Origin of the sequence: Janibacter corallicola NBRC 107790, from assembly GCF_001570965.1 — a bacterium.
Taxonomy (GTDB): Bacteria; Actinomycetota; Actinomycetes; order Actinomycetales; family Dermatophilaceae; genus Janibacter; species Janibacter corallicola.
Window position 1 is genome coordinate 1 of sequence record NZ_BCSR01000048.1, and the last position, 21,222, is coordinate 21,222.

Here is a 21,222-nt window from a genome sequence, read left to right on the forward strand (position 1 = left end):
GGGGCCTCCCGCCGATCGGCGGGAGGCCCCTTCGTGGTGGATCAGAAGGCGGACTCGGGCACGTCCATGAGGCTGTTGTCGGTGGCCTCGGCGATGGCCTTCTCGGAGGCCAGGCGGGGCAGGACGTTCTTGGCGAAGAAGCTCGCCGCGGCGATCTTGCCGGTGTAGAAGTCCTTGTCCTTCTCCGAGGCGCCCTGGAGTGCCTCGGTGGCCACGGCGGCCTGGCGCAGCAGCAGCCAGCCGATGACGAGGTCACCGGCGGCCAGCAGCAGGCGGGTGGAGTTCTGGCCGACCTTGTAGACGTTCCGGATGTCCGAGCCCTCCTGCTTGGGGTCGGAGGCCATCAGGTCCTGGAACATCGCGCCGAGGATTCCCTGCACGTTCTCCAGCCCCTGGCCGAGCAGCGCCCGCTCGGCCTTGAGGGCGCCGCCCTGGGCGTCGACGTCCTGGGCGAACTCCTGGATCTGCATGGCGATGTGGCCGATGGCCTGGCCGTTGTCCCGGACGATCTTGCGGAAGAAGAAGTCCTGACCCTGGATGGCAGTGGTGCCCTCGTAGAGGGTGTCGATCTTCGCGTCGCGCACGTACTGCTCGATCGGGTACTCCTGCAGGAAGCCGGAGCCACCGAAGGTCTGCAGCGACTCGGTGCCGAGCAGCACCCAGGCGCGCTCGGAGCCCAGGCCCTTGACGATCGGCAGCAGCAGGTCGTTGACCCGGTTCGCCATCGCCGCGGGGGAGTCCTCGGCGATCTGCTCGGAGCCGGTGCTCAGCTGCTCGGCGTCGACGGTGTCCTGCTGGCTCGCGGTGTAGACGACGAGCGCCCGCAGCCCCTCGGCGTAGGCCTTCTGCAGCATGAGGCTGCGGCGCACGTCCGGGTGGTGGGTGATCGTCACGCGCGGCGCGTCCTTGGCCGGGGTGACCATGTCCGCTCCCTGCACACGCTCCTTGGCGTACTCGAGGGCGTTGAGGTACCCCGTCGAGAGGGTCGCGATCGCCTTGGTGCCGACCATCATGCGGGCGTTCTCGATGACGCGGAACATCTGGGCGATCCCGTCGTGCACGTCGCCGAAGAGGGTGCCGACCGCCGGCTCCTTCTCCCCGAAGGTGACCTCGCAGGTCGTGGAGACCTTCAGGCCCATCTTGTGCTCGACGTTGGTGACGTAGACACCGTTCCGCTCGCCGAGCTCACCGGTCTCGAGGTCGACCTCGTACTTGGTGAGGATGTAGAGGCTCAGGCCCTTGGTGCCCGGCCCGGCGCCCTCGGGGCGGGCGAGGACGAAGTGCACGACGTTGTCGGTCAGGTCCGACTCGGCGGAGGTGATGAAGCGCTTGACGCCCTCGATGTTCCAGGTGCCGTCGCCGTTGTCGACGGCCTTGGTGCGGCCGGCGCCGACGTCGGAGCCGGCGTCCGGCTCGGTGAGGACCATCGTGCAGTGCCAGTGGTTCTGCACGATCCAGTGGGCCAGCTTCTTCTGCTCCGGGGTGCCCAGGAGGTAGAGCAGCTTGGCGAAGGAGTAGTTCGCCCCGAACATGCCGATGGCCGGGTTGGCGCCGAGGACGAGCTCGTTCATCGCCCAGCGCAGCGACGGGGGAGCGACGGTGCCGCCGAGCTCCTCGGGCAGGTCGATCGACCAGAAGCCGGACTCGGTGAAGGCCTTCCAGGACTGCTTGAAGGACTCCGGCATCGTCACCGAGTGGGCGTCGGCGTCGAAGACCGGCGGGTTGCGGTCGGCGTCGGCGAAGGACGCGGCGAACTCGTTCTCGGCGAGCCGGGAGTACTCCGAGAGCATCGCCTTGGCGGTGTCGCCGTCGACGTCCTGGTAGGGCCCCTGCCCGAGGACCTCACCGCGGCCGAAGACCTCGAAGAGGTTGAACTCCAGGTCCCGGAGATTGCTCTTGTAGTGGCCCATTCCTGGCCTCCTGCACTCGTTCGTGGTGCCAGCGGCGGCCGGCACGGTGGGTGGGTAAGCGGTCGCTTACCTGACGTCATGTCCATCCTCGCCCCGGGGTGCTTGCCATATCAAGCACGGGGGCGGTGACGTGACCCACACGGGGCGCGTGTGGGACGGGCGGGCTGGGCAGGCCCCTGGGGGGTCGCGGCAGACTGGTCCAGGTGCACGCTGCCCCCCTTCGCCGTCCGATGTCGGCGCGTGACCCGCGCGAGCCCGGCCGGGCCTCCTCCTCGCTCGAGCTGCTCTTCGACCTGGTCTTCGTCACGGCGGTGGCGAGCGCGGGGACGCAGCTGCACCAAGGCGTCGTGGCCGGTCAGTGGAGCGCACTCGGTGGTTTCGCGATGACCTTCTTCGCGATCTGGTGGGCGTGGATGAACTACACGTGGTTCGCCTCGGCCTACGACAACGACGACGTCGGCTTCCGGGTGCTGACCTTCGTCATCATGGGCGGCGCGCTGATCCTGGCGGCCGGGACGCCGGAGCTCTTCGCCAGCGGCCAATCACCTGTCGTCGTGGCCGGCTATGCGGTGATGCGCTTCGGCATGGCCCTGCTCTGGCTCCGCGCGGCGAAGGGGGACCCTGCCCGCCGGCGGGTGGCCCTCACCTATGCCGGAGGGATCTCGCTGGTCCAGCTGCTGTGGATCCTGCGTCTCGCCCTCCCCGAGGAGCGGTTCGTCGCGGCGAGCTTCGTCGCGCTCGTCGTGGCCGAGCTCGCGGTGCCGATGGTCGCCGAGCGAAGGGAGCACACCCCCTTCCACCCCGATCACGTCGCGGACCGGGCCGGTGGGATGACGATGATCGTCCTCGGTGAGGTCGTGCTCGCGACGGTCGTGGCGACCCAGACCGTGCTGGCGGGAGGCTGGGGCGGCTCAGGAGTGACGCTCGACCTCGTCCTGCTCGTCACCGGTGTCTTCCTCGTCGTCGTCGCGACCTGGTGGCTGTACTTCCGTCGGGAGCTGACCGATCTCGCCGGCCACCCGAGACGGGTGTGGGCCTTCGGGTACCTGCACTACTTCTTGTACGCGTCGATCGCGGCCACCGGCGCCGGAGTGACCGCGGGGGTGGAGGTCGCCACGCACGACGCCCACGTCTCGGCAGGCGCGGTCGAGTGGCTCGTGGGCGGGGCAGCAGCGGTCTTCGTCCTCACCGTGGGGGTGCTGCACCGGCTCGGTGGGGACTCCGTGCGGCGTTGCCTGCTGCCCGGGGCGGTCGTCGCCGTGCTCGTCCTGGTGATCGCCGCTGCCGGTCCCTCGGTCGGTGTCGGCGTGCTGCTCACGGGGCTGGTGCTCATCGCGACCGTGGTGGTCAACCAGGTGTGGGACCGGGCGATCTCCTGACACCCGACAGCCGGGTGAGGCGTGTTCGGGGCCGTGTCGCGCGTGGGTTACGATGTCGCCGGCGCCATCGCGCGTGCCGGTGTAGCTCAATGGTAGAGCGCCAGCTTCCCAAGCTGGACACGCGGGTTCGATTCCCGTCACCGGCTCCCTTGTCCTGGGTCGCGTCATCGTTGATACGGTGGCGCGGCTCAGGACTTTTTTTGTGGTGCGGGTTCGCGATCGGCCTCGTGGGTCTGGAGATACGGATCAGGACCGTAGTGCTCGCAGACGGCCGGGTCAGGAGGGCTGTGTGGCCACGCCCGTCGAGGCTGTGGCTCGAGTGGAGGCCGCGGCGGCAGTCTCTGCAGTCGACGATCACGGCGAGTTCAGCCACCCGCCCCGTCAACGATGTCGCGAACCTCGAATCGCGGTCAGCCCTCGCGCACGCTGCGAGCGGACGCGACGTCGTCGACGATCACCGCGATGTGCCGCATGCTCGTCAGCAGCGACCCGTAGACCGGCCAGGTCTCCTGCGGCAGTCCGTGCTCGTCGGACATCGTCCGGGCGAGGCGGTTCAACCGGTCGTGGACCGGTGCGACGTCGGTGTCCGGGTCGGCGATGGCATGGCCGGCATCGCGGACGATCGCGGCCCACTGCTCGCGGAAATGCTCGTCCCAGCTGCCCTCGGCGTAGGCGGACTCCCGGAGGGTGCGGGTGAGGTGGCGCAGGTGGGAGATGCCCTCGTCGACCCGACCGAGGATCTCCTCGTAGCTGACGCCCTCGATGTCCTGCTGCCCTCTCGCCCGGGCCCGGCGCGTCTCGAGCATCCACAGGCGCGGGTTGGAGCGCCGGCTCTCCCGGGCGAAGCGCACCGACTGCCAGGCCCGAGAGCATCTCCCTGTTCATCGCCATGGTCTCCTCGAACCAGGCGTCGGCCTGATCGGTCTCCCAGGAGGAGGAGAACTCGTCGGCCATGCTCGTCAGCACGTGCCCCATCCGACGGTTGATGCTGTCGACGTAGCGGCTGGCCTGCCGGTCGCGCAGCGGCGGGATGAGCAGCAGGTTGACCACGATCCCGATGGCCACACCCAGGCCGACCTCGATGAGGCGATCCATGAGCAGGGGCTGCTGCTGGCTGAACCCGCTGCCGAGCACGAAGACCGCCGTCGTGGCGATCGCCAGACCCTCGTCGCGGATCCACGAGACGCGCGCACCGGCCAGCCCGACGAAGAGCGCGAGGGCGAAGGTCCACACGCTCACGCCGAGGAAGTTGCCGATGACGAAGGAGATGCCGACGCCGATGGCCGACGCCACCGTGCTCTGGGCACCCCCGGGAGAGCGAACGGTGGACGGTGGCGTGCACGGTCAGCAGTGCGGTCCACGGCGCGAGGAAGGGCAGCGGTGAGCCGAGCACGTGGTCTGCGAGCCACCAGGCGGTGGTGCCGGCGACCACGCTCTTGAGGATCTGGAGCAGGTCGGTGACGAACTCCGGGCGTCGGACCAAGTCTGTGAGGGTGGCCCGTTCCTGGGTCAAGCTCGACCCCCTTCGTCTCGGTGGCATGTCATGACCTCGTTTAGTCCCCGCCCTCGCTGGTCCCATGCGGTCGGCGCCACCTCGGCCCCTGCACGACGGGGTTCGGGAGGGGCCGTCATCCGCGCTCCGGCCGTGCCCGGATCGTCCGGGACCGGGCGAGCTCCGTGCCGGAGCCGTCCAGGGCCTCGACGGCGACGAAGGGCACCCCGTCGCCCCGACGGACGACCGTCTCGAAGCCGTCGCGGCGGACCGTCGCCCCCTCCCGCAGGTCGTCGCGCATCCTGCCCTCCAGCAGCCGCCAGTGCGTGACCTCGGTGGCGCCGTTCCAGCTGGCGCGCACCGAGCCGTCGCGCCCCGTGCCGATGTCCGGTGCGGTGCGTGGCAGGCCCGTCCACGGGAACCGGTAGGCACGGTAGGAGCCGTTCCCGACCTGGCCGAGCTCGTGGACGATCTCACCGTCGACGTCGAACTCGGTGACGAAGGGGGCCATCCCCCACCCGACGACCACGTGGCCGTCGGCCAGGTGCTGTGCATTGCCCATGGCGAAGCCGTACCGGTCACCCGTCCGGAGTGCCCGGACCAGCTCCGCGGTCCGGCCCCGCTCGTCGACCCGGAAGGTCATGGCCGCGGATCTCGCCCGGGAGCCCTTCTCCCGGCCGTGGTTGTCGTAGATGGTCAGCGTGCCGTCCGGCTGCCGCCGCAGGTCGTGCTGCCAGGAGAAGGCCCCGCCCTCAGGGACCTCGATGTCGCTGCGCTTGCCGCCGAAGCGCCAGATCACCTCGCCGCTGGCCCGGTCGACCTTGTACAGCGTCCAGGTGTGGCGTGCCGAGACCAGCAGGTGGCCGTCGTCGTCCTCCGCCACGGAGTTCAGGTGGATCGGGTCGTAGGGCAGCTCGCGGGTCTTGCCCTCGCCCTCCTCGGCATCGAGCTCCTTGTGGCTGTCCTCGAGGGTGATGTGCTCGGTGGCGTCCCAGTCCAGCAGCACCTCCTGGGTCCGGACATCGATCTCCTGGACGCGGCCGCCGTACATCCACCCCTCGACCGGCCCGCCCAGCGAGCTGAGGTCCCGCGGCACCACCGGGTAGGCGATGACCAGTGCGGTGCCGCGCGGCGTGAGCAGGAACTCGTGGATGTCGGCCAGGACGCCGTTCCCGGCACGCACCTCCGCGATCTTCTCGTAGTGCTGGTCCAGGATGACTCCCCGGCCGTGCCCGGTCGTGGTGAGGAACTCCCCGCACCAGTACGTCAGCACCGGTCGTCCGCGGTACTCCTGCACGCGCAGGTCGGTGGCCGGGGTGGCGTCGGGGTCGACCCAGACCGGGCTGCCGGAGTCGTCGTAGATCACGCCGTGGAAGCTGGGCATCATCGGGGTGACGAACAGGAGGTCCTTCGTCCGTTGCCCGCCGCTCCGACGTCGCACCGTCGTGCGCGGGGCCCGGAGCTCGGTGCTGGAGAATCGTTCCAGCGGGGGGACCTCGGGCTCGTCCTGCTCCGGTTCCCGTGCGGGCCCGGGCGGCCGGTCCTCGTCGGTGAGCGCCCAGCCCGCCCCCGAGCCGGCGGCGCCCACCGCCGCGCCGACACCACCGGCGAGCACGTCACGCCGCCCCGGGCGGAACCTCCGGGCCCCCGCGCCCGACTCCCTCGTCATGGGCCCCAGAGTAGGGCGGCCGCCCGGGAGGAGACGCCGGGCGGGGCCTAGGGTCGGTCTGGTGCGCACTCGTCAGTCGTCCGGCGGCGGGCTGACCGGGGCCCGGCTGGTCGTCGCACTCGTGTGCGCGGCGATGACGACCTTCGCCCAGCTGTACTCGCCGCAGGGCGTGCTGCCCCAGGTCGCACACGACCTCGACACCACGGCGGACACGGCGGCGCTGACGATCTCCGCGGCCACGCTCGGGCTCGCGGTGGCGGTGATCCCGTGGTCCTTCATCGGCGACCGCTACGGGCGCCGGCACGCGATGCTCGCCTCGGTGGTCGGCGCGACCGTGTTCGGACTGGTCTCCGCCTGGCTGCCGTCGCTGTGGCTGGTGCTGCTCGCGCGGCTGCTGCAGGGGGTCTTCCTCGCCGGGGTGCCCGCCCTCGCCATGGCCTACCTCAACGAAGAGGTGGAGAGCGGCGTCGCGGTCGTGGCGGCCGGGTGGTTCGTCGGCGGCACAACGATCGGCGGACTCACCGGCCGGATCGTCGCGACCTCGGTGGCCCAGGTGAGCACGTGGCGGGTGGGGCTGACCGTCGTCTCGACCATCGCGGCACTGGCGGCGCTCGCCTTCGCGTTGCTGGCTCCGGTCGAGCGGCGATTCGTCCCCACGGCCCGGGCCGGCTGGCGCCATGCGGCGGGGAAGATGGCCACGAACCTGCGTGACGGCCCGCTCGTCGGCCTCTACCTCATCGCCTTCCTGCTCATGGGAGGCTTCGTCGCGGTCTACAACTACCTCTCCTTCCGGCTCGTGGCACCGCCCTACCTGTTGCCCGGCTGGCTCGTCGGCCTGGCCTTCCTCGCCTACCTCGCCGGGACCGTCTCCGCGCCCCGGGCCGGCGTCATGGCCTCCCGCAGGGGTCGGTCCCGGGTGATGGGTGCGATGGTGCTCGTCATGCTCCTCGGCCTGGTCATGACGCTGGCCGGCCCGCTCTGGCTGGTCCTCGTCGGGCTGGTCGTCTTCACCGCCGGCTTCTTCGGAGCCCACTCGGTGGCCTCGGGGTGGGCCGGTGCGCGTGCCGTGGAGGCCAGGTCGCAGTCCACCGCCCTGTACAACCTCGCCTACTACGGCGGCTCCAGCGTCCTGGGCTGGGCCGGCGGCCTGGCCTGGGAGGGGGCCGGCTGGACCGGTGTCGTCGGCTTCGTCGGTGCCTCCGTGCTGCTCGCGCTGCTCGCCCAGCAGGCACTGGTCCGGCGCTCTGGGTAGCGTCGGGCCGAGGACACGTGACGAAGGGAGTTCCATGAGCCAGCCGCCCGATCCCGACCGTGGGGCCGAGGTCGGGCACCGCTCGCCCGGTGAGCGCCAGGAGAGCCCTCCGCCGCGGACCATCCGGCTGCGACGGTGGGGCCTGCTGGCCGGGCTGGTCGGCGCGGTGCTCGTCTACCTGCTCATGCCCGCGGAGGCGCCGAGTGCCGCGCGGGTCACCGCCGGTACCGCCGTGCTCATGGGCATCTGGTGGATGACCGAGGCCATCCCGATCCCGGCGACCGCGCTCATCCCGCTCGCCGTCTTCCCGGTCATCGGTGGGGCGGAGATCGACGACGTCGGCGCCTCCTACGGCAGCGACATCATCTTCCTCTTCATGGGCGGCTTCATCCTCGCGCTCGCGATGCAGCGCTGGAACCTGCACCGCCGCATCGCCCTGGTCACCGTCCGCACGATGGGGACCAACCCGGCGATGGTCGTCGCCGGGTTCATGGTCGCCACCGGTTTCCTGTCGATGTGGGTCTCCAACACCGCCACCGCGGTGATGATGCTGCCGATCGGCGTCTCCGTGCTCATGCTCGTGGTCCGTCTGGAAGAGGGGCGCGACGGCGCGGACGAGGACGCACCGGAGGCGAAGGGGGAGACCCCCGACGAGCACTCCGTCCTCCGGAGCAACTTCGGCACCGCGCTGATGCTCGGCATCGCCTACGCCGCCTCCATCGGCTCGCTCGGGACGATCATCGGGACGCCGCCGAACACCCTGCTCGTGGGGTACCTCAGCAAGAACCACGACATAGACATCGGCTTCGGCCAGTGGATGCTCGTGGGGGTGCCGCTCTCGGTGGTCTTCATGGTCATCTGCTGGTTCCTGCTGACGAAGGTGCTCTTCCGGCCCGAGATCGAGGAGATCCCCGGTGGCCGCTCGCTGATGTCGCGCGAGCTGGACAAGCTCGGGGCGATGTCCTCGGGGGAGAAGCGGGTGCTCGCGATCTTCGTTCTCGCGGCGGTCTGCTGGGTCGGGGTGCCGCTCGTCTGGCCCGACGACACCCCGATCAGCGACGCCGGGATCGCCATGGTCGTCGCGATCCTGCTCTTCCTGTTGCCGGCGGGTGCGGCTCGTGGCGTGAGGTTGCTGGACTGGGAGAGTGCCGTCGAGCTGCCGTGGGGCGTGCTGCTCCTCTTCGGTGGTGGGCTCGCGCTCTCCGGGCAGTTCGAGTCCTCCGGCCTCACGAAGTGGATCGGTGACCAGGCGGAGGGGCTCGGCGGGCTCCCCGTGGTGCTCCTCGTCGTCATCTTCGGCGCGGTGATCATCTTCCTCACCGAGCTGACGAGCAACACCGCGACGGCGGCGACCTTCCTTCCGGTGGCCGGCGGTGTCGCGATGGGCCTCGACATGGACCCGATGCTGCTGACCATCCCGGTCGCGCTGGCCGCCACGTGCGCCTTCATGCTGCCGGTGGCCACCCCTCCGAATGCGATCGCCTTCGGCTCCGGCTACGTGACGATCCCGCAGATGATGAAGGGCGGGCTCTGGCTCAACCTCATCGGGATCGTGCTCGTGACGGTGACCGTGATGACCCTCGCCGTGCAGGTCTTCTCGATCGCCTACTGAGGTGGGGTGCTCCCCCTTCGGGCACCGAGTGGTGGCCTACCGGGGTGGCGCGAGCGCGGCGCCGATGACGCTGGCGGCGCTCGCGACGTCGGGGACGGCGCCGTCGTAGCGGCGGGCATTGGCCTCGTCCATGACCACCGAGACGAAGGTCTGGGCGGCCTGCCGGCGCAGCACGGGGTCGACGACGTGCTCGACGGCGGCGTCGAGGACCGACTCGGTGAGCTCGAGGATGGTCTCGCGCAGCACCCGCAGGCGCTCACGCACCTCGGGGTGGGTGCCGGACTCGCGGAAGATGATGGTGCGCAGCACGACCGACTCGTGCTCGCCCAGACCGAGCCTCCTCGCCAGGCTCACGAGGGAGGCCACGGGGTCCCCGGGGCGGACGACCTCGGCCGGCTCGCACAGCGGGGCTGAGGGCATCCGCTCCTCGAGCAGGGCCCGCAGGATGTCGATCTTGCGGGGGAAGTAGTAGAAGACCAGGCCCTTGGGGACACGGGCCTGGTCCGCGATGGCGGTGGTGCCGGTGGCGGCGAACCCGTCACCGGCGAACCGCTCTTCGGCCGCGTCGAGGATGCGTTCCCGACGCGAGGCCGAGGTGTTCACCGCGCTGCCCTAGTGAGAGGGCGCCGCGTGGTGGGTGTGGCTGATCTGGGGCAGTGCCCAGATGCCGACCACGAAGGCCACCACTCCGGTGACCCACGCCGTCCACGCCAGACCGCCCAGGTCCGCGAACCCCATCACCCACGGGGAGATGAAGAGCAGCACGCCGAGGACGATGTGCGTACCCTCGGACACGGAGTCCCGCTCACCGGGTGCGCCCAGGGAGTAGAGCGAGGCGAGCACGGTCAGTGCCCCCAGGACGACCATCGTCCACGTCGCCGTCGTGTCGGTCTCGGTGACCAGGGGCGACAGGAGTGCGACCACTCCGGCGATCAGCGCCACCCAGTCCTGCCATCGAGTCCACTTTTGCATCACAGCATCCCACCTTCATGGTTTGGGATCCGTCGCGCCTGTGGCGGATCGTGCAGCTCCAGTATCGTCCCTGCTTGACCAGTCGGTCAATAGCTGGTGGGTGACTGCGGAGGTGGCGGGAGGCCCCCTTCGCACGGCCCTCCCATAGGCTCGGGGCATGCTCCTCTCCGACCGGGACATCCGCGCCGAGATCGACGCCGGGCGGGTCGTGCTCGACCCCGGCGACCCCGCGATGGTGCAGCCCAGCAGCATCGACGTGCGCATGGACAAGTGGTTCCGCCTCTTCGACAACCACAAGTACCCCGTCATCGACCCGGCGCAGGACCAGCCGGAGCTGACCCGGCTCATCGAGGTCGACCCGGCCGAGGGCTTCGTGCTCCACCCGGGGGAGTTCGTGCTCGGCTCGACCCTGGAGACGATCACCCTCCCCGACGACCTGGCCGCCCGCGTCGAGGGCAAGTCCTCGCTCGGTCGGCTCGGGCTGCTCACCCACGCGACGGCCGGCTTCGTCGACCCCGGCTTCTCCGGGCACGTCACCCTCGAGCTGAGCAATGTCGCGACCCTGCCGATCCGCCTCTGGCCGGGCATGAAGGTCGGGCAGCTGTGCTTCTTCCGCCTCTCCAGCGCGGCCGAGCACCCCTACGGCAGCAAGGAGTACGGATCGCACTACCAGGGCCAGCGTGGGCCGACCGCGAGCCGTTCCTTCGACAGCTTCTCCCGCACCGAGGTCTAGGTCCGAGCGCCGCGCAGCCCGAACCAGCTCACCGTGCCACCCGCGACGAGGAGGCCGGCGATGACGAAGGTGGCCAGCCGGTAGCCGTCGGTCAGCGCCGCCGGGTCCCGGTAGTCCTCCCCGGAGAGGCCGACGAAGGGAGGGATCGCCGCCACGGCCAGGAGGGTGCCGGTACGTGCCAGCGCGTTGTTGATGCCGCTGGCCGCGCCCGCCATCCGGTCCGGCGCGGCGGCCAGCACCGCGGTGGTCAGCGGCGAGACGAGGGTGACCAGTCCCAGCGCGAAGACGGTCATGCCGAGCCCGACGAGCGGCCACTGGGTGCCCGGGCCGACCTTCGAGAGGACGAGCACGCCTGCGGCACAGACCATCGGGCCGAGGCTCATCGGCAGCCGGGGGCCGGTGCGTGCCGCGAGCTCGGCCACCCGCGGCGAGAGCAGCAGCAGGAGGACCGTCACCGGGAGGGTCGCCAGGCCGGAGGCGAGCGGTGACCACCCGGAGGAGGTCTGCAGCTGGATGACGATGATGAACATCAACGAGCCGAGCGCGCCGTAGACGAGGAAGGTCATCAGGTTCGCTGCGGAGAAGACGCGGGAGCCGAAGAGCCAGAAGGGTACGAGCGGCCGGGCGGCGCGCCGCTCGACGAGCACGAAGGCGATGGCCGCGACGAGCGCGACCAGTCCGACGACGGCGGCGGTCGGTCCCGTCGCGTCCGGGCCGGTCGTCAGCAGCCACGTCAGGGTCCCGAGGACGACGGCGGTCGTGCCGGCGCCGGCGAGGTCGAAGCGCCCCTGCGAGACCTCGTCGCGGCTCTCGGGGACCACGGCGAGGGCGATCGCCACGACAGCGGCGCACAACGGGACGTTGAGCGCGAAGATCCAGTGCCACGTGAGGTGCTCGAGGATCCAGCCGCCGATGAAGGGACCGGCCGCGGTCGCGACCCCGGAGACGCCGGCCCAGGTGCCGATCGCCCACGGCCGGTCGCGAGGGTGGAAGGAGCCCTGGATGATCGCCAGGGCCCCGGGCGTGAGCAGCGCTGCGCCGCACCCCTGCAGCACCCGCGCCAGGACGAGCCACCCGATGTCCCGGGAGAGGGCGCACGCGAGCGAGGCGAGGGCGAACCACACCATCCCGATGAGGTAGACCCGGCGCCGCCCGTAGCGGTCACCGAGGCCGCCGCCGACGAGGATGAAGGAGGCGAGGGTGAGCACGTAGCCGTTGGTGACCCACTGCAGCCCGGCGAGGTCCGCGTCCAGGTCGCGACCGATGCTCGGCAGCGCGATCCCGACGATGCTCTGGTCCAGCAGTGCGATGCCGGAGCCGAGGGTCACCGCGGCGAGCGTGAGCAGACCGCGTCGCGAGCCGCGCTCGAGCACGGGTGCATCCGACATGCCCCCGATCATCTCCCGCCCCACCCGCGGGCCGCACCACCGGTCTGACGACCCGTCAGTAACATCGGGGCATGACCAGCACGAACCCGGCACCGTACGAGCAGCCCACCGAGGAGCACGAAGGGAGCCGAGTCTCCGCCTTCGTCGACGACGCCCTCGGTCGCCTGGACGCCACCGGCGTCGCCGCGGCGATCCGTGCCGGCGAGATCAGTGCCTCCGAGGCCATGGAGGCCGCGATCACCCGGGTCGAGCGGGTGGACACCGAGCTCGGTGCGCTCGCCCACGACGACTACGCGCGGGCGCGGCGCCGGGCCGCCGCCGTGGACCGGGTGGGCCAGGCCCCCCTTCGAGGCGCCCACGGGCAGGGTCGGACCGGCTCCGGCGCTCCGACCACCGAGGGCGTCGCCTTCGCGGGGGTGCCGAGTGCGCTCAAGGACAACGTGCACGCCGCCGGGCACCCGATGACCATGGGCTCGGACGCCATGCCGGTCCACCAAGTCATCGAGGACGGGCCCTTCGTCAAGCAGTTCCTCGAGACCGGGCTCGTGCCGGTCGGCAACACGAACCTGCCTCCCTTCGGGTGGACCGCGACGACCGAGCGCCCGAGGGGCCGGGTCACGCGCAACCCGTGGGACACCCGCTACTCCGCCGGTGGCTCGTCCGGCGGGACCGCTGCGCTCGTCGCCTCCGGCGCCCTGCCCATCGCCCACGGCAACGACGGTGGCGGGTCGATCCGCATCCCGGCCGCCGCCTGCGGCCTCGTCGGGCTCAAGGTCACCCGTGGGCGCTACCCCAACGACGCCAACCACGCGACGATGCCGGTGAAGATCGTCGTCGACGGGGTGCTCTCCCGGAGCGTGCGGGACACCGCCGGCTTCGTCGCCGCGGTGGAGGAGCGCCACCCCGCCAAGCGGTGGCCACGGATCGGGCACGTCGAGGGCCCCGGTGACCGCCTGCGGGTCGGGCTGCTCGTCGACTCGCCGCTCGCGCCCGCCACCGACGAGGCGACCGCGGCCGCCGTGCGAGCCACCGCGACCCTGCTCGGCTCGCTCGGCCACGACGTGATCGACCACGCCCCGCCGGTGCCGGACTTCTTCAAGACCGACTTCGAGGACTACTGGTCGCTGCTCTCGTTCGCGATCGTGCGGACCGGTCGGGCCATGTACGGCAAGGACTTCGACCCGAAGCGGCTGGACCCCTTCACCCTCGGGCTGGCCGGGCGCTTCCCGAAGCGGATGCACCGGACCCCGCTGACGGTTGCTCGGCTGGCGGCCACCGGGCGCGCCTACGACAGCGCCTTCGGTCCGGTCGACGTCCTCCTCACCCCGGTGCTGACCCACACCACGCCGAGGATCGGCTACCTCGCTGGGGACCTGGACTTCGACACCCACTTCGAGCGGGTGACGGGCTATGTCGGCTTCACCCCGTTGCACAACGCCGCCGGTGCGCCCGCGATCTCGCTGCCGCTCGGGTCCACCCCGGACGGGCGGCCCGTCGGCGTGATGCTCTCGGCGCGGCGGGGCCAGGACCGGCTGCTGCTGGAGCTGGCGTACGAGCTGGAGGCCGCGGCCGCCTTCGCCCGTATCGAGGACTGATCCCGCCCGCCGGGCGCCCCTCGGGTGTCGGGGCCGTGTGCCAAGGTGGGGCCCATGGCGGAATTCGTCCCCGGCTCCACCGGATCCGAGCAGGTCCTCTTCGCCCGTGACGGGGTGCTCGGTCGCGTCCTGCTCAACCGTCCGCGGGCGATCAACTCCCTCACCCGGGAAATGGTCGTGGCCACGCGGGCCCAGCTGCAGGAGTGGGTCGAGGACCCGGGGATCGCCGCGGTCGCCATCGAGGGCGCGGGGGAGAAGGGGCTGTGCGCCGGCGGCGACATCCGTGCCGTGCGGGAGGCCCACCTCGCCGGCACGAGCGGCGGGGTGGACTTCTGGGCGGACGAGTACGTCCTCGACGCGCAGATCGCCGAGTACGACAAGCCGGTCGTCGCCGTCATGGACGGGATCGTCATGGGCGGCGGGCTCGGGGTCTCGATGTTCGCGGCCGCCCGCTGGGCGACCCCGCGCTCGAAGGTCGCGATGCCCGAGACCAAGATCGGCTTCTTCCCCGACGTCGCCGCGACCTACCGCCTCTCCCGGGCCCCGGGGGAGCTCGGCACCCACATGGCCCTCACCGGGACCGTGGTCGACGGCTGGGACGCCGTCGAGCTCGGCCTCGCCGACGCCGTGGTCGACCCCGATGCGGTCCCCGGGCTGCTCGCCGACATCGCCGCGGGTGGGCCGGTGGAGGCGGCGCCGTCGGACCGGTCCGTGCGCTTGGACGCGACGCCGTCGCACCGCCCACGCAGAACGTGGGACCCGGGCGACCGGGGCGGGGGCCTGACCGATCCGGGCACCCGGGCCTGGATCGACGAGTGCTACGCCGGCGACGACCCGGCCGTCATCCTCGAGCGCCTCCGGTCCCACCCGGACCCGGCCGCGAACGCGGCGGCGGAGGAGATCTCCCTTCGCTCCCCGCTGTCGGTGGCGGTGACCCTCGAGGCGCTGCGCCGGTCCCGCTCCGCGGTCTCCCCCCGGGAGGTGCTGGCCACGGACACCGTGGTGAGCGGCAACCTCCTGCAGCGCCCGGACTTCGTCGAGGGGGTCCGGGCTCTCCTGGTGGACAAGGACCACCGACCCCGGTGGGAGCATCCCGATCTGGCCGCGGTGCCCCGTACGGAGGTGCTGGAGCTCTTCACCCAGTAGGTTTGTGGCAGCACCCCGGAAGGAAGCAGCCGAGATGATCGAGCTGAAGGGCGTCACCAAGCGGTTCCCCGGTGGCGCAGTGGCCGTCGACGACCTGGACCTGACCGCGCCCGACCGGGCGATCACCGTCCTCGTCGGGCCGTCGGGGTGCGGCAAGACGACCACCCTGCGGATGATCAACCGGATGATCGAGCCGACCTCGGGCACGGTGACCATCGACGGCGAGGACGTGCACGCGATGGACCCGGCGCGCCTGCGTCGGGGCATCGGCTACGTCATCCAGCACGGTGGGCTCTTCCCGCACCACACGGTCGAGCGCAACGTCGCGGCGGTGCCGATGCTCCTCGGGGAGAAGTCCCGCACCGCGCTGCCGCGGGCACGCGAGCTGCTCGAGCTCGTCGGCATCGACCCCTCGCTCGGCAAGCGCTACCCGAGTCAGCTCTCCGGCGGTCAGCAGCAGCGCGTCGGGGTCGCCCGGGCGCTGGCCGCGGACCCGCCGGTGATGCTCATGGACGAGCCCTTCTCCGCGGTGGATCCTGTCGTGCGGGAGCAGCTGCAGGAGGAGTTCCTGCGCCTGCAGGCGGAGATCGGCAAGACCATCGTCATGGTCACCCACGACATCGATGAGGCGATCAAGCTCGGCGACCACGTGGCCGTCCTGCGGACCGGCGGCGTGCTGGCGCAGCTGGACACGCCGCGGGAGCTGCTCGCCTCGCCCGCGGACGGCTTCGTCGCCGACTTCCTCGGCCGGGACCGCGGGTACCGGGCGCTCGGCTTCGACGCGGCCGACTACCCGGTCCACGAGGAGGCGACCGTGGTCCTCGGCACCGCGGTCGGTGACGCGGGCGGACACGCGGACTCCGACGGCTGGGTCCTCGTCACCGACGAAGGGAACCACCCCCTGGGGTGGGCCCGGCCGGGTGATGCCCACGGCGCGGTCACCGAGGAGGACCTCGCCCTCGGTGGGACCCTCGCACGGCAGGGCGGCCCCCTTCGCGGGGCACTGGACGCGGCACTGTCCTCGCCGAGTCGCCGCGGCGTGGTCGTCGACGGTGACGGGGTGCTCGTCGGCACCTGTCGCGCGACGGAGGTGCTGGAGGTCATCGAGTCCGCGGAACGGCGCCAGGCGCCGAGCGGGGCCAGACGCTGATGCAGTGGGTCCTGGACCACCTGGGTGACATCTCATCCCTTGGGCTGCAACACATCTGGCTCTCGGGGGTGCCGCTGGTCCTCGGGCTGCTCATCTCGATCCCGGTCGGCTGGCTGGCCACGCGGACCCGCTGGCTGCGCGGCATCCTCATCACCGGGTCGGGGCTGCTGTACACGATCCCCTCGCTCGCGCTCTTCGTGCTCATGCCGCTCGTCCTGGGCACGAGCATCCTCTCCCCGCTCAACGTCGTCGTCGCGATGACGATCTACACCATCGCCCTGCTCGTGCGCTCCGTCGTGGACGGGCTGACGTCGGTGCCTGAGGAGGTGGCCCGCTCCGCCACCGCGATGGGCTACACCCCGGCGCGCCGCTTCTTCGGGGTCGACCTGCCGCTCGCGGTGCCGGTGATCGCGGCCGGCCTGCGCGTGGCCGCGGTCAGCAGTGTCAGCATGATCTCGATCGCCTCACTCATCGGGGTCAGCCAGCTCGGGGACCTGCTCGTCGACGGCTTCAACCGCGACATCGCCGGTGAGCTGTTCGCCGGTGTCCTCGCCTCGATCCTCCTGGCGATCGCCTTCGACGTGCTCATCCGGCTCGCGGAGCACACGCTCACCCCGTGGCGCCGCGTGCAGCAGGGCGGTGGCACATGATCGGCGACATCCTGCAGTGGCTGCTCAGCGGCCAGGAATGGTCCGGCAGCTCCGGCATCCTCGCCCGGTTGATCGAGCACATCTGGTACACGCTGCTCGTGATCGTGCTCGCCTCGCTCATCGCGGTCCCCGCCGGGCTGTGGATCGGGCACACCGGCCGGGGTCGGTGGATGGTCACCGTGGCCAACGCCCTTCGCGCCATCCCCACCCTCGGGCTGCTCTTCGCGCTCACCCTCGTGCTGCTGCCGCACCTGCCGGGGTCGGCGGCCTTCGTCGTCCCGAGCATCGCGGTCCTCGTGCTGCTCGCCGTCCCCCCGATCCTCTCCGGCACCTACTCCGGAGTGGAGTCCACCGACCCGGTCGCCCTCGACGCGGCGCGCGGCATCGGGATGACCGGCCCGCAGGTGCTGCGCACCGTCGAGGTGCCGATCGCCCTGCCGCTGCTCATCTCGGGGGTCCGTGCCGCCGTGCTGCAGGTCGTGGCGACGGCCACGATCGCCGCGTACGTGGGCCTCGGCGGGCTGGGGCGCTTCCTCATCGACGGACTGGCCACCTCGGACTACGTCGCCACCGCCGGCGGCGCCATCCTCGTGGCCCTGCTCGCGTTGGCGCTGGACGCCCCCTTCGCGCTGCTGGAGCGGATCGTCGTCTCCCCGGGCCTCAGCGGCCGACTACCCCGCACCACCGACCCAAGCACCCACCCCGCACCAGCAGGAGGCACCTCATGAGCTCGTCCCGTCCACTTCGTCACGTCCGCACCGCGGCGGTGGCGCTGTCGCTCACCGCCGCCCTGGGCCTGACCGCCTGCGGCGGTGGCAGCGACCCCATGGAGACCTCCTCGGGCGAAGGGGGTGACGGCGGATCCGGCGTGGTCGTGGGCGCCGCCGACTTCTCCGAGTCGACGCTGCTGGCCCACATCTACGCGGGCGCCCTGAAGGCCGACGGCGTCAACGCCTCGACGAAGACCGGCATCGGTTCGCGCGAGGTCTACCTCAAGGCGCTGGAGGAGGGGTCCGTCGACGTCATGCCGGAGTACACCGGTGGTCTGGCGCTGTACTACGACGCCGACTTCTCCGAGACCGACCCGGACAAGACCTACGACGCGCTGAAGAAGCTGCTGCCCGAGGGCACCGCGATCCTGGAGAAGTCGGCCGCGGAGGACAAGGACTCGATCGTCGTCACCCAGGAGACGGCCGAGAGCAAGGACCTGAAGACGATCGGTGACCTGAAGAGCGTGGCCGGGGACATGACTCTCGGCGCGCCCTCGGAGTTCAAGGAGCGGGCCCAGGGGATCCCGGGGCTGGAGAAGACCTACGGGGTCAGTTTCGGCAGCTTCCGGCCGTTGAAGCCGGGGCAGGCGACGAGCGGCGCCCTGAAGAACGGCCAGATCGACGCGGCGAACATCTTCAGCACCGACCCCGCGATCAAGCAGAACGATTTCGTCGTCCTCGACGACCCGAAGAAGCTCTACGGCAGCCAGAACATCGTGCCCCTCGTGCGCTCCGACGTCGAGGACAAGGTGTCCGACACCCTCGACGAGGTCTCCGCGAAGCTGACCACCGACAAGGTCGCGGAGATGCTCAAGCGCACCGACGTGGACAAGGAGGACCCGGACAAGGTCGCCCAGGACTTCCTCGAGGAGGAGGGGCTGGACTGAGCCGGCTCGGTCCCTGAGGTGACCCGGCCCCGGAGGTGCGAGCCTGCGAAGCAGGCGAGCCTCGAAGCGCTCCGGGGTCACGGGGTGGGTTGCCCACTGCACCCGCCACGCATGGCAGGTGGCGAGTCGGACGGGCAGCGATCGCCTGTCCACATCCCCTCCGGGGCCGGCGTGGTTGTCCCCAGCGAGGTCAGTCTGCCAGCGCTGTCGGTGCTCGAACGTATGATCGAAACATGTCAACGGCGACGGTGCTTCCGGATCACGCGAGCGACGTGCTCGCGGCACTCGCCGGTGCCGCCACGACGATGGAGGCATCGCAGCTCGGTGCCGCGGCCTGGTGCCTCTCGGACGCCGAGGTCGCCGATGGGCTCTCGGCGGTGGGGCGCCTGCGGCAGGCACTCGAGACCGCCGAGGTGACGTTGGCTCGCGAAGGGGTGGCACGCGGCCTTCCGGAGGAGGGGGCCTGGACGGCCCACGACTGGGTGGCGCGAGCGGAAGGGGCCCGAGCGCCCAGGCCGGAGCAGCGCCACGTCGCCAGGGTGGTGCGGGTCGCCCGCTCGGCGCGCGCCACGCCTGACGGTGAGGATCCGCTGGTCGTGCCGGACGATGCGGCGTCGCGACCCGTGGGGGACGAAGGTGCGGGGCCACGGGAGGTCTGTGCGGCCTTCGTCCGTGGTGACCTGCCCCTGACCAAGACGGACCAGCTGCTGCGGTTCAACACCCAGCTGACGCCGCTCGTCGATGCCGACGAGCTCGGCGGTGAGGTCGGTGTGCTGCTCGAGGGCGCGAAGGACGAGGCCTTCGCGGATCCGGGGGGTGGGGAGCCGACCCGGATCCACGGGCTGACCGAGAAGGAGCTGGCCACCGCGATCACCCTCGCCAGTCGGCTCCTCAAACCCGTCCGGGATCTCGACGACGAGGACCGCCGGGCCAGGAAGGGGCGCAGCCTGACCAAGGGCCCGGGGCCGGCGGGACTGTCCACGTACAAGCTGACGCTGGACCCCGAGGGCGCCGCGATCCTGGATGCCGCGGTCGATGCCCTCGCCGAGCCGGTGACCGGGCCGAACGGCGAGCCGGACGAGCGCTCCGCCGCCCACCGCCGGGCCGATGCCCTCCTGGAGGTGGTTTCCCGTGGGGTCTCCTCTCCCGGAGAGGCGCCGAAGACCGCCAAGGCACAGGTGCTCGTGACGATCTCGCTGAGCGCGCTGCGTGACGAGACCGGGTGCGGGGGAGGGGTCGCCGCCAACGGCGAGGTCCTCGCACCGGCGACGGTGCGCCGGATGGCGTGCAACGCCGGGATCATCCCGGTGGTCCTCGGCGACCGGGGCGAGGTGCTCGAGCTCGGACGCGCGGTGCGGTGGTTCACCCCTGCTCAGAAGCGGGCGATCTGGCTGCGGGACCGGTCCTGCACCTTCCCCGGGTGCACCATGCCCGGTCAGTGGTGCGATGCGCATCACGTGGAGTGGTGGTCCCGGGGTGGACGAACCGACGTCACGAACGGCGCGCTCCTCTGCGGGCGGCACCACACCCACGTGCACGAGAAGAACCTCACCGCCACGATCACCGACACCCAGGTGACCTGGCATGTCTAGCGACCGCGCCCCGTGGCCTCCTGGTGAGGGGGCCACCCACCCGTGTCCGGAGACGGCGAAGGGGGCTGCGCATCGCGCGCAGCCCCCTTCGCCGTGGTCAGCGGGTCACTCCCAGTCCGGCTTGGCGTTCTTCTTCGCCAGGTCCGAGAGCAGGTCCGGGTCGGTGGTGCCGGAACTGCTGCTCGGCTCCGGAGCCGGGGCGTCCTGCTCGGCGTCCGTCTCCTCCGCTGCTGCGGGCTCGGTGTCCGCGTCGGGGGACTCGGCGTCGGTCGCTGCCACCGGCTCGGGCTCCGAGGGAGCGGGCGCCGCCGCAGCGGGAGTCGCCGGGGCACCGGACTCCCACGACGGGGCCGCGTTGTGCGCAGCCACGTCGTCGTCGGCCGGTTCCGCGCTCGCCGGGGCCTGTGGAGCGGTGGCCCCGGGCTGCTCGGCCTTCGCCTCCGACTCGGCCGGAGTCTCCGTCTGCGCAGGGGTGGCGTCTGCTTCCGCAGGGGCGTCCGCCTCTGGCTGGGCCTCCGGCTCGGGCGCCGACTCGCCTTCCGCGGCCGCCGGGGCCGGGGCGGCGGCCGCGGGAGCGGCGCCGGTCTCCCAGGAGGGAGCGGCGTTCTGGGCGGCCAGGTCGTCGTCGGCGGGTGTCGCGCTGGCCGGAGCCGCCGGAGCGGTGGCCTCGGACTGCGTGGTGTCCGTGCCGGGCGCAGGCTCAGCCGGCTTCGCCTCCGGCTCGGGGGTGGCGGCCGCGGGAGCGGCGCCGGTCTCCCAGGAGGGGGCAGCGTTCTGGGCGGCCAGGTCGCCGTCCGCAGCGGGGGCGGGCTGCTCCTGCTGCGGCGTGGAGTCCTCGGCGGCGGGCGCCTCGGTCTCCGTGGCCTCCGGGGCTGGGGTGGCGGCCGCGGGTGCGGCGCCGGTCTCCCACGAGGGAGCGGCGTTCTGCGAGGCCACGCTGTCCTCGGAGGTCGTGGGCTCAGCCGGCGTCTTCGCTTCGGCCGCTGGGGCATCGGCCTCCCAAGCGGGGGCGGCGTTCTGCTCCG

The 21,222-nt window shown here is 71.6% G+C and carries 17 protein-coding genes, 1 tRNA gene and 2 pseudogenes; 12 read left to right on the forward strand and 8 right to left on the reverse strand.

Features of this window, described 5'->3' with window-relative positions:
• Positions 1-41 precede the first annotated feature (41 nt).
• A complete protein-coding gene (locus JCO01S_RS13275; RefSeq protein ID WP_068256643.1) occupies positions 42-1,910 on the reverse strand; it encodes an acyl-CoA dehydrogenase in 1,869 nt (622 codons plus the stop codon).
• 203 nt (positions 1,911-2,113) lie between these two features.
• Between JCO01S_RS13275 and JCO01S_RS13280 the strand changes: the two genes are divergently transcribed.
• A complete protein-coding gene (locus JCO01S_RS13280; protein WP_157074631.1) occupies positions 2,114-3,289 on the forward strand; it encodes a low temperature requirement protein A in 1,176 nt (391 codons plus the stop codon).
• Between the two features lie 75 nt (positions 3,290-3,364).
• Positions 3,365-3,435 (forward strand) — tRNA-Gly (locus JCO01S_RS13285).
• A 264-nt stretch (positions 3,436-3,699) separates the two neighbouring features.
• Here the strand turns inward: JCO01S_RS13285 and JCO01S_RS16280 are convergent.
• The 3 genes and pseudogenes from JCO01S_RS16280 to JCO01S_RS13295 form a co-directional block, all read right to left on the reverse strand.
• Positions 3,700-4,140 carry a hypothetical protein gene (locus JCO01S_RS16280; RefSeq protein ID WP_245634448.1) on the reverse strand — a complete coding sequence of 147 codons (441 nt, stop codon included), beginning with the start codon at positions 4,138-4,140 and terminating at the stop codon, positions 3,700-3,702.
• Positions 4,141-4,384: 244 nt separating this feature from the next.
• A pseudogene (locus tag JCO01S_RS16285) lies at positions 4,385-4,582 on the reverse strand (hypothetical protein); the annotation flags it as partial.
• A gap of 335 nt (positions 4,583-4,917) precedes the next feature.
• A complete protein-coding gene (locus JCO01S_RS13295; protein ID WP_084342919.1) occupies positions 4,918-6,450 on the reverse strand; it encodes an arylsulfotransferase family protein in 1,533 nt (510 codons plus the stop codon).
• A gap of 61 nt (positions 6,451-6,511) precedes the next feature.
• Between JCO01S_RS13295 and JCO01S_RS13300 the strand changes: the two genes are divergently transcribed.
• Together JCO01S_RS13300 and JCO01S_RS13305 are read left to right on the forward strand one after the other, a co-directional pair.
• Positions 6,512-7,702 (forward strand): MFS transporter, encoded by a 1,191-nt coding sequence (locus JCO01S_RS13300; protein WP_245634447.1) that lies wholly within the window; start codon positions 6,512-6,514, stop codon positions 7,700-7,702.
• 34 nt (positions 7,703-7,736) lie between these two features.
• Positions 7,737-9,314, forward strand: coding sequence for an SLC13 family permease (locus tag JCO01S_RS13305; RefSeq protein WP_068256649.1), 1,578 nt, complete (start codon positions 7,737-7,739; stop codon positions 9,312-9,314).
• Between the two features lie 36 nt (positions 9,315-9,350).
• On the opposite strand, the gene JCO01S_RS13310 is transcribed toward JCO01S_RS13305, so the two are convergent.
• Together JCO01S_RS13310 and JCO01S_RS13315 are read right to left on the reverse strand one after the other, a co-directional pair.
• Positions 9,351-9,917, reverse strand: a complete 567-nt coding sequence (locus JCO01S_RS13310) for a TetR/AcrR family transcriptional regulator (RefSeq protein ID WP_068256651.1) — start codon at positions 9,915-9,917, stop codon at positions 9,351-9,353.
• A gap of 9 nt (positions 9,918-9,926) precedes the next feature.
• A complete protein-coding gene (locus tag JCO01S_RS13315) occupies positions 9,927-10,286 on the reverse strand; it encodes an SPW repeat protein (protein ID WP_084342922.1) in 360 nt (119 codons plus the stop codon).
• 157 nt (positions 10,287-10,443) lie between these two features.
• Here JCO01S_RS13315 and dcd point away from each other — a divergent pair, with 157 nt between their 5' ends.
• Complete coding sequence (gene dcd / locus JCO01S_RS13320) at positions 10,444-11,019, forward strand: dCTP deaminase (protein ID WP_068256653.1); 576 nt, start codon at positions 10,444-10,446, stop codon at positions 11,017-11,019.
• Here dcd and JCO01S_RS13325 read toward each other — a convergent pair.
• A complete protein-coding gene (locus JCO01S_RS13325; RefSeq protein ID WP_068256686.1) occupies positions 11,016-12,407 on the reverse strand; it encodes an MFS transporter in 1,392 nt (463 codons plus the stop codon). The two genes, dcd and JCO01S_RS13325, sit on opposite strands and share 4 nt — an antisense overlap.
• A 71-nt stretch (positions 12,408-12,478) precedes the next feature.
• Between JCO01S_RS13325 and JCO01S_RS13330 the strand changes: the two genes are divergently transcribed.
• From JCO01S_RS13330 to JCO01S_RS13360, 7 genes are all read left to right on the forward strand, one after another.
• Positions 12,479-14,002: an amidase gene (locus JCO01S_RS13330; RefSeq protein WP_068256656.1), complete on the forward strand. Its 1,524-nt coding sequence runs from the start codon at positions 12,479-12,481 to the stop codon at positions 14,000-14,002.
• Positions 14,003-14,056: 54 nt separating this feature from the next.
• Positions 14,057-15,148, forward strand: coding sequence for an enoyl-CoA hydratase/isomerase family protein (locus tag JCO01S_RS13335; protein WP_068256659.1), 1,092 nt, complete (start codon positions 14,057-14,059; stop codon positions 15,146-15,148).
• Between the two features lie 34 nt (positions 15,149-15,182).
• On the forward strand, positions 15,183-16,298 hold the full coding sequence (locus JCO01S_RS13340) for an ABC transporter ATP-binding protein (RefSeq protein ID WP_068256661.1): 1,116 nt from the start codon (positions 15,183-15,185) through the stop codon (positions 16,296-16,298).
• Positions 16,298-16,948: an ABC transporter permease gene (locus tag JCO01S_RS13345; RefSeq protein WP_068256663.1), complete on the forward strand. Its 651-nt coding sequence runs from the start codon at positions 16,298-16,300 to the stop codon at positions 16,946-16,948. The genes JCO01S_RS13340 and JCO01S_RS13345 overlap by 1 nt, the downstream gene beginning before the upstream one ends.
• Entirely contained in the window at positions 16,945-17,676 is a 732-nt protein-coding gene (locus tag JCO01S_RS13350; protein WP_068256666.1) for an ABC transporter permease, read from the forward strand. The genes JCO01S_RS13345 and JCO01S_RS13350 overlap by 4 nt, the downstream gene beginning before the upstream one ends.
• The gene (locus tag JCO01S_RS13355) at positions 17,673-18,605 is read left to right on the forward strand and encodes an ABC transporter substrate-binding protein (RefSeq protein WP_068256669.1); all 933 of its coding nucleotides are present in this window, start codon (positions 17,673-17,675) and stop codon (positions 18,603-18,605) included. The genes JCO01S_RS13350 and JCO01S_RS13355 overlap by 4 nt, the downstream gene beginning before the upstream one ends.
• A 233-nt stretch (positions 18,606-18,838) precedes the next feature.
• A complete protein-coding gene (locus JCO01S_RS13360; RefSeq protein WP_084342921.1) occupies positions 18,839-20,197 on the forward strand; it encodes an HNH endonuclease signature motif containing protein in 1,359 nt (452 codons plus the stop codon).
• A 105-nt stretch (positions 20,198-20,302) separates the two neighbouring features.
• Here the strand turns inward: JCO01S_RS13360 and JCO01S_RS13365 are convergent.
• Positions 20,303-21,222 (reverse strand): annotated as a pseudogene (locus JCO01S_RS13365) (iron-sulfur-binding reductase); the annotation flags it as partial.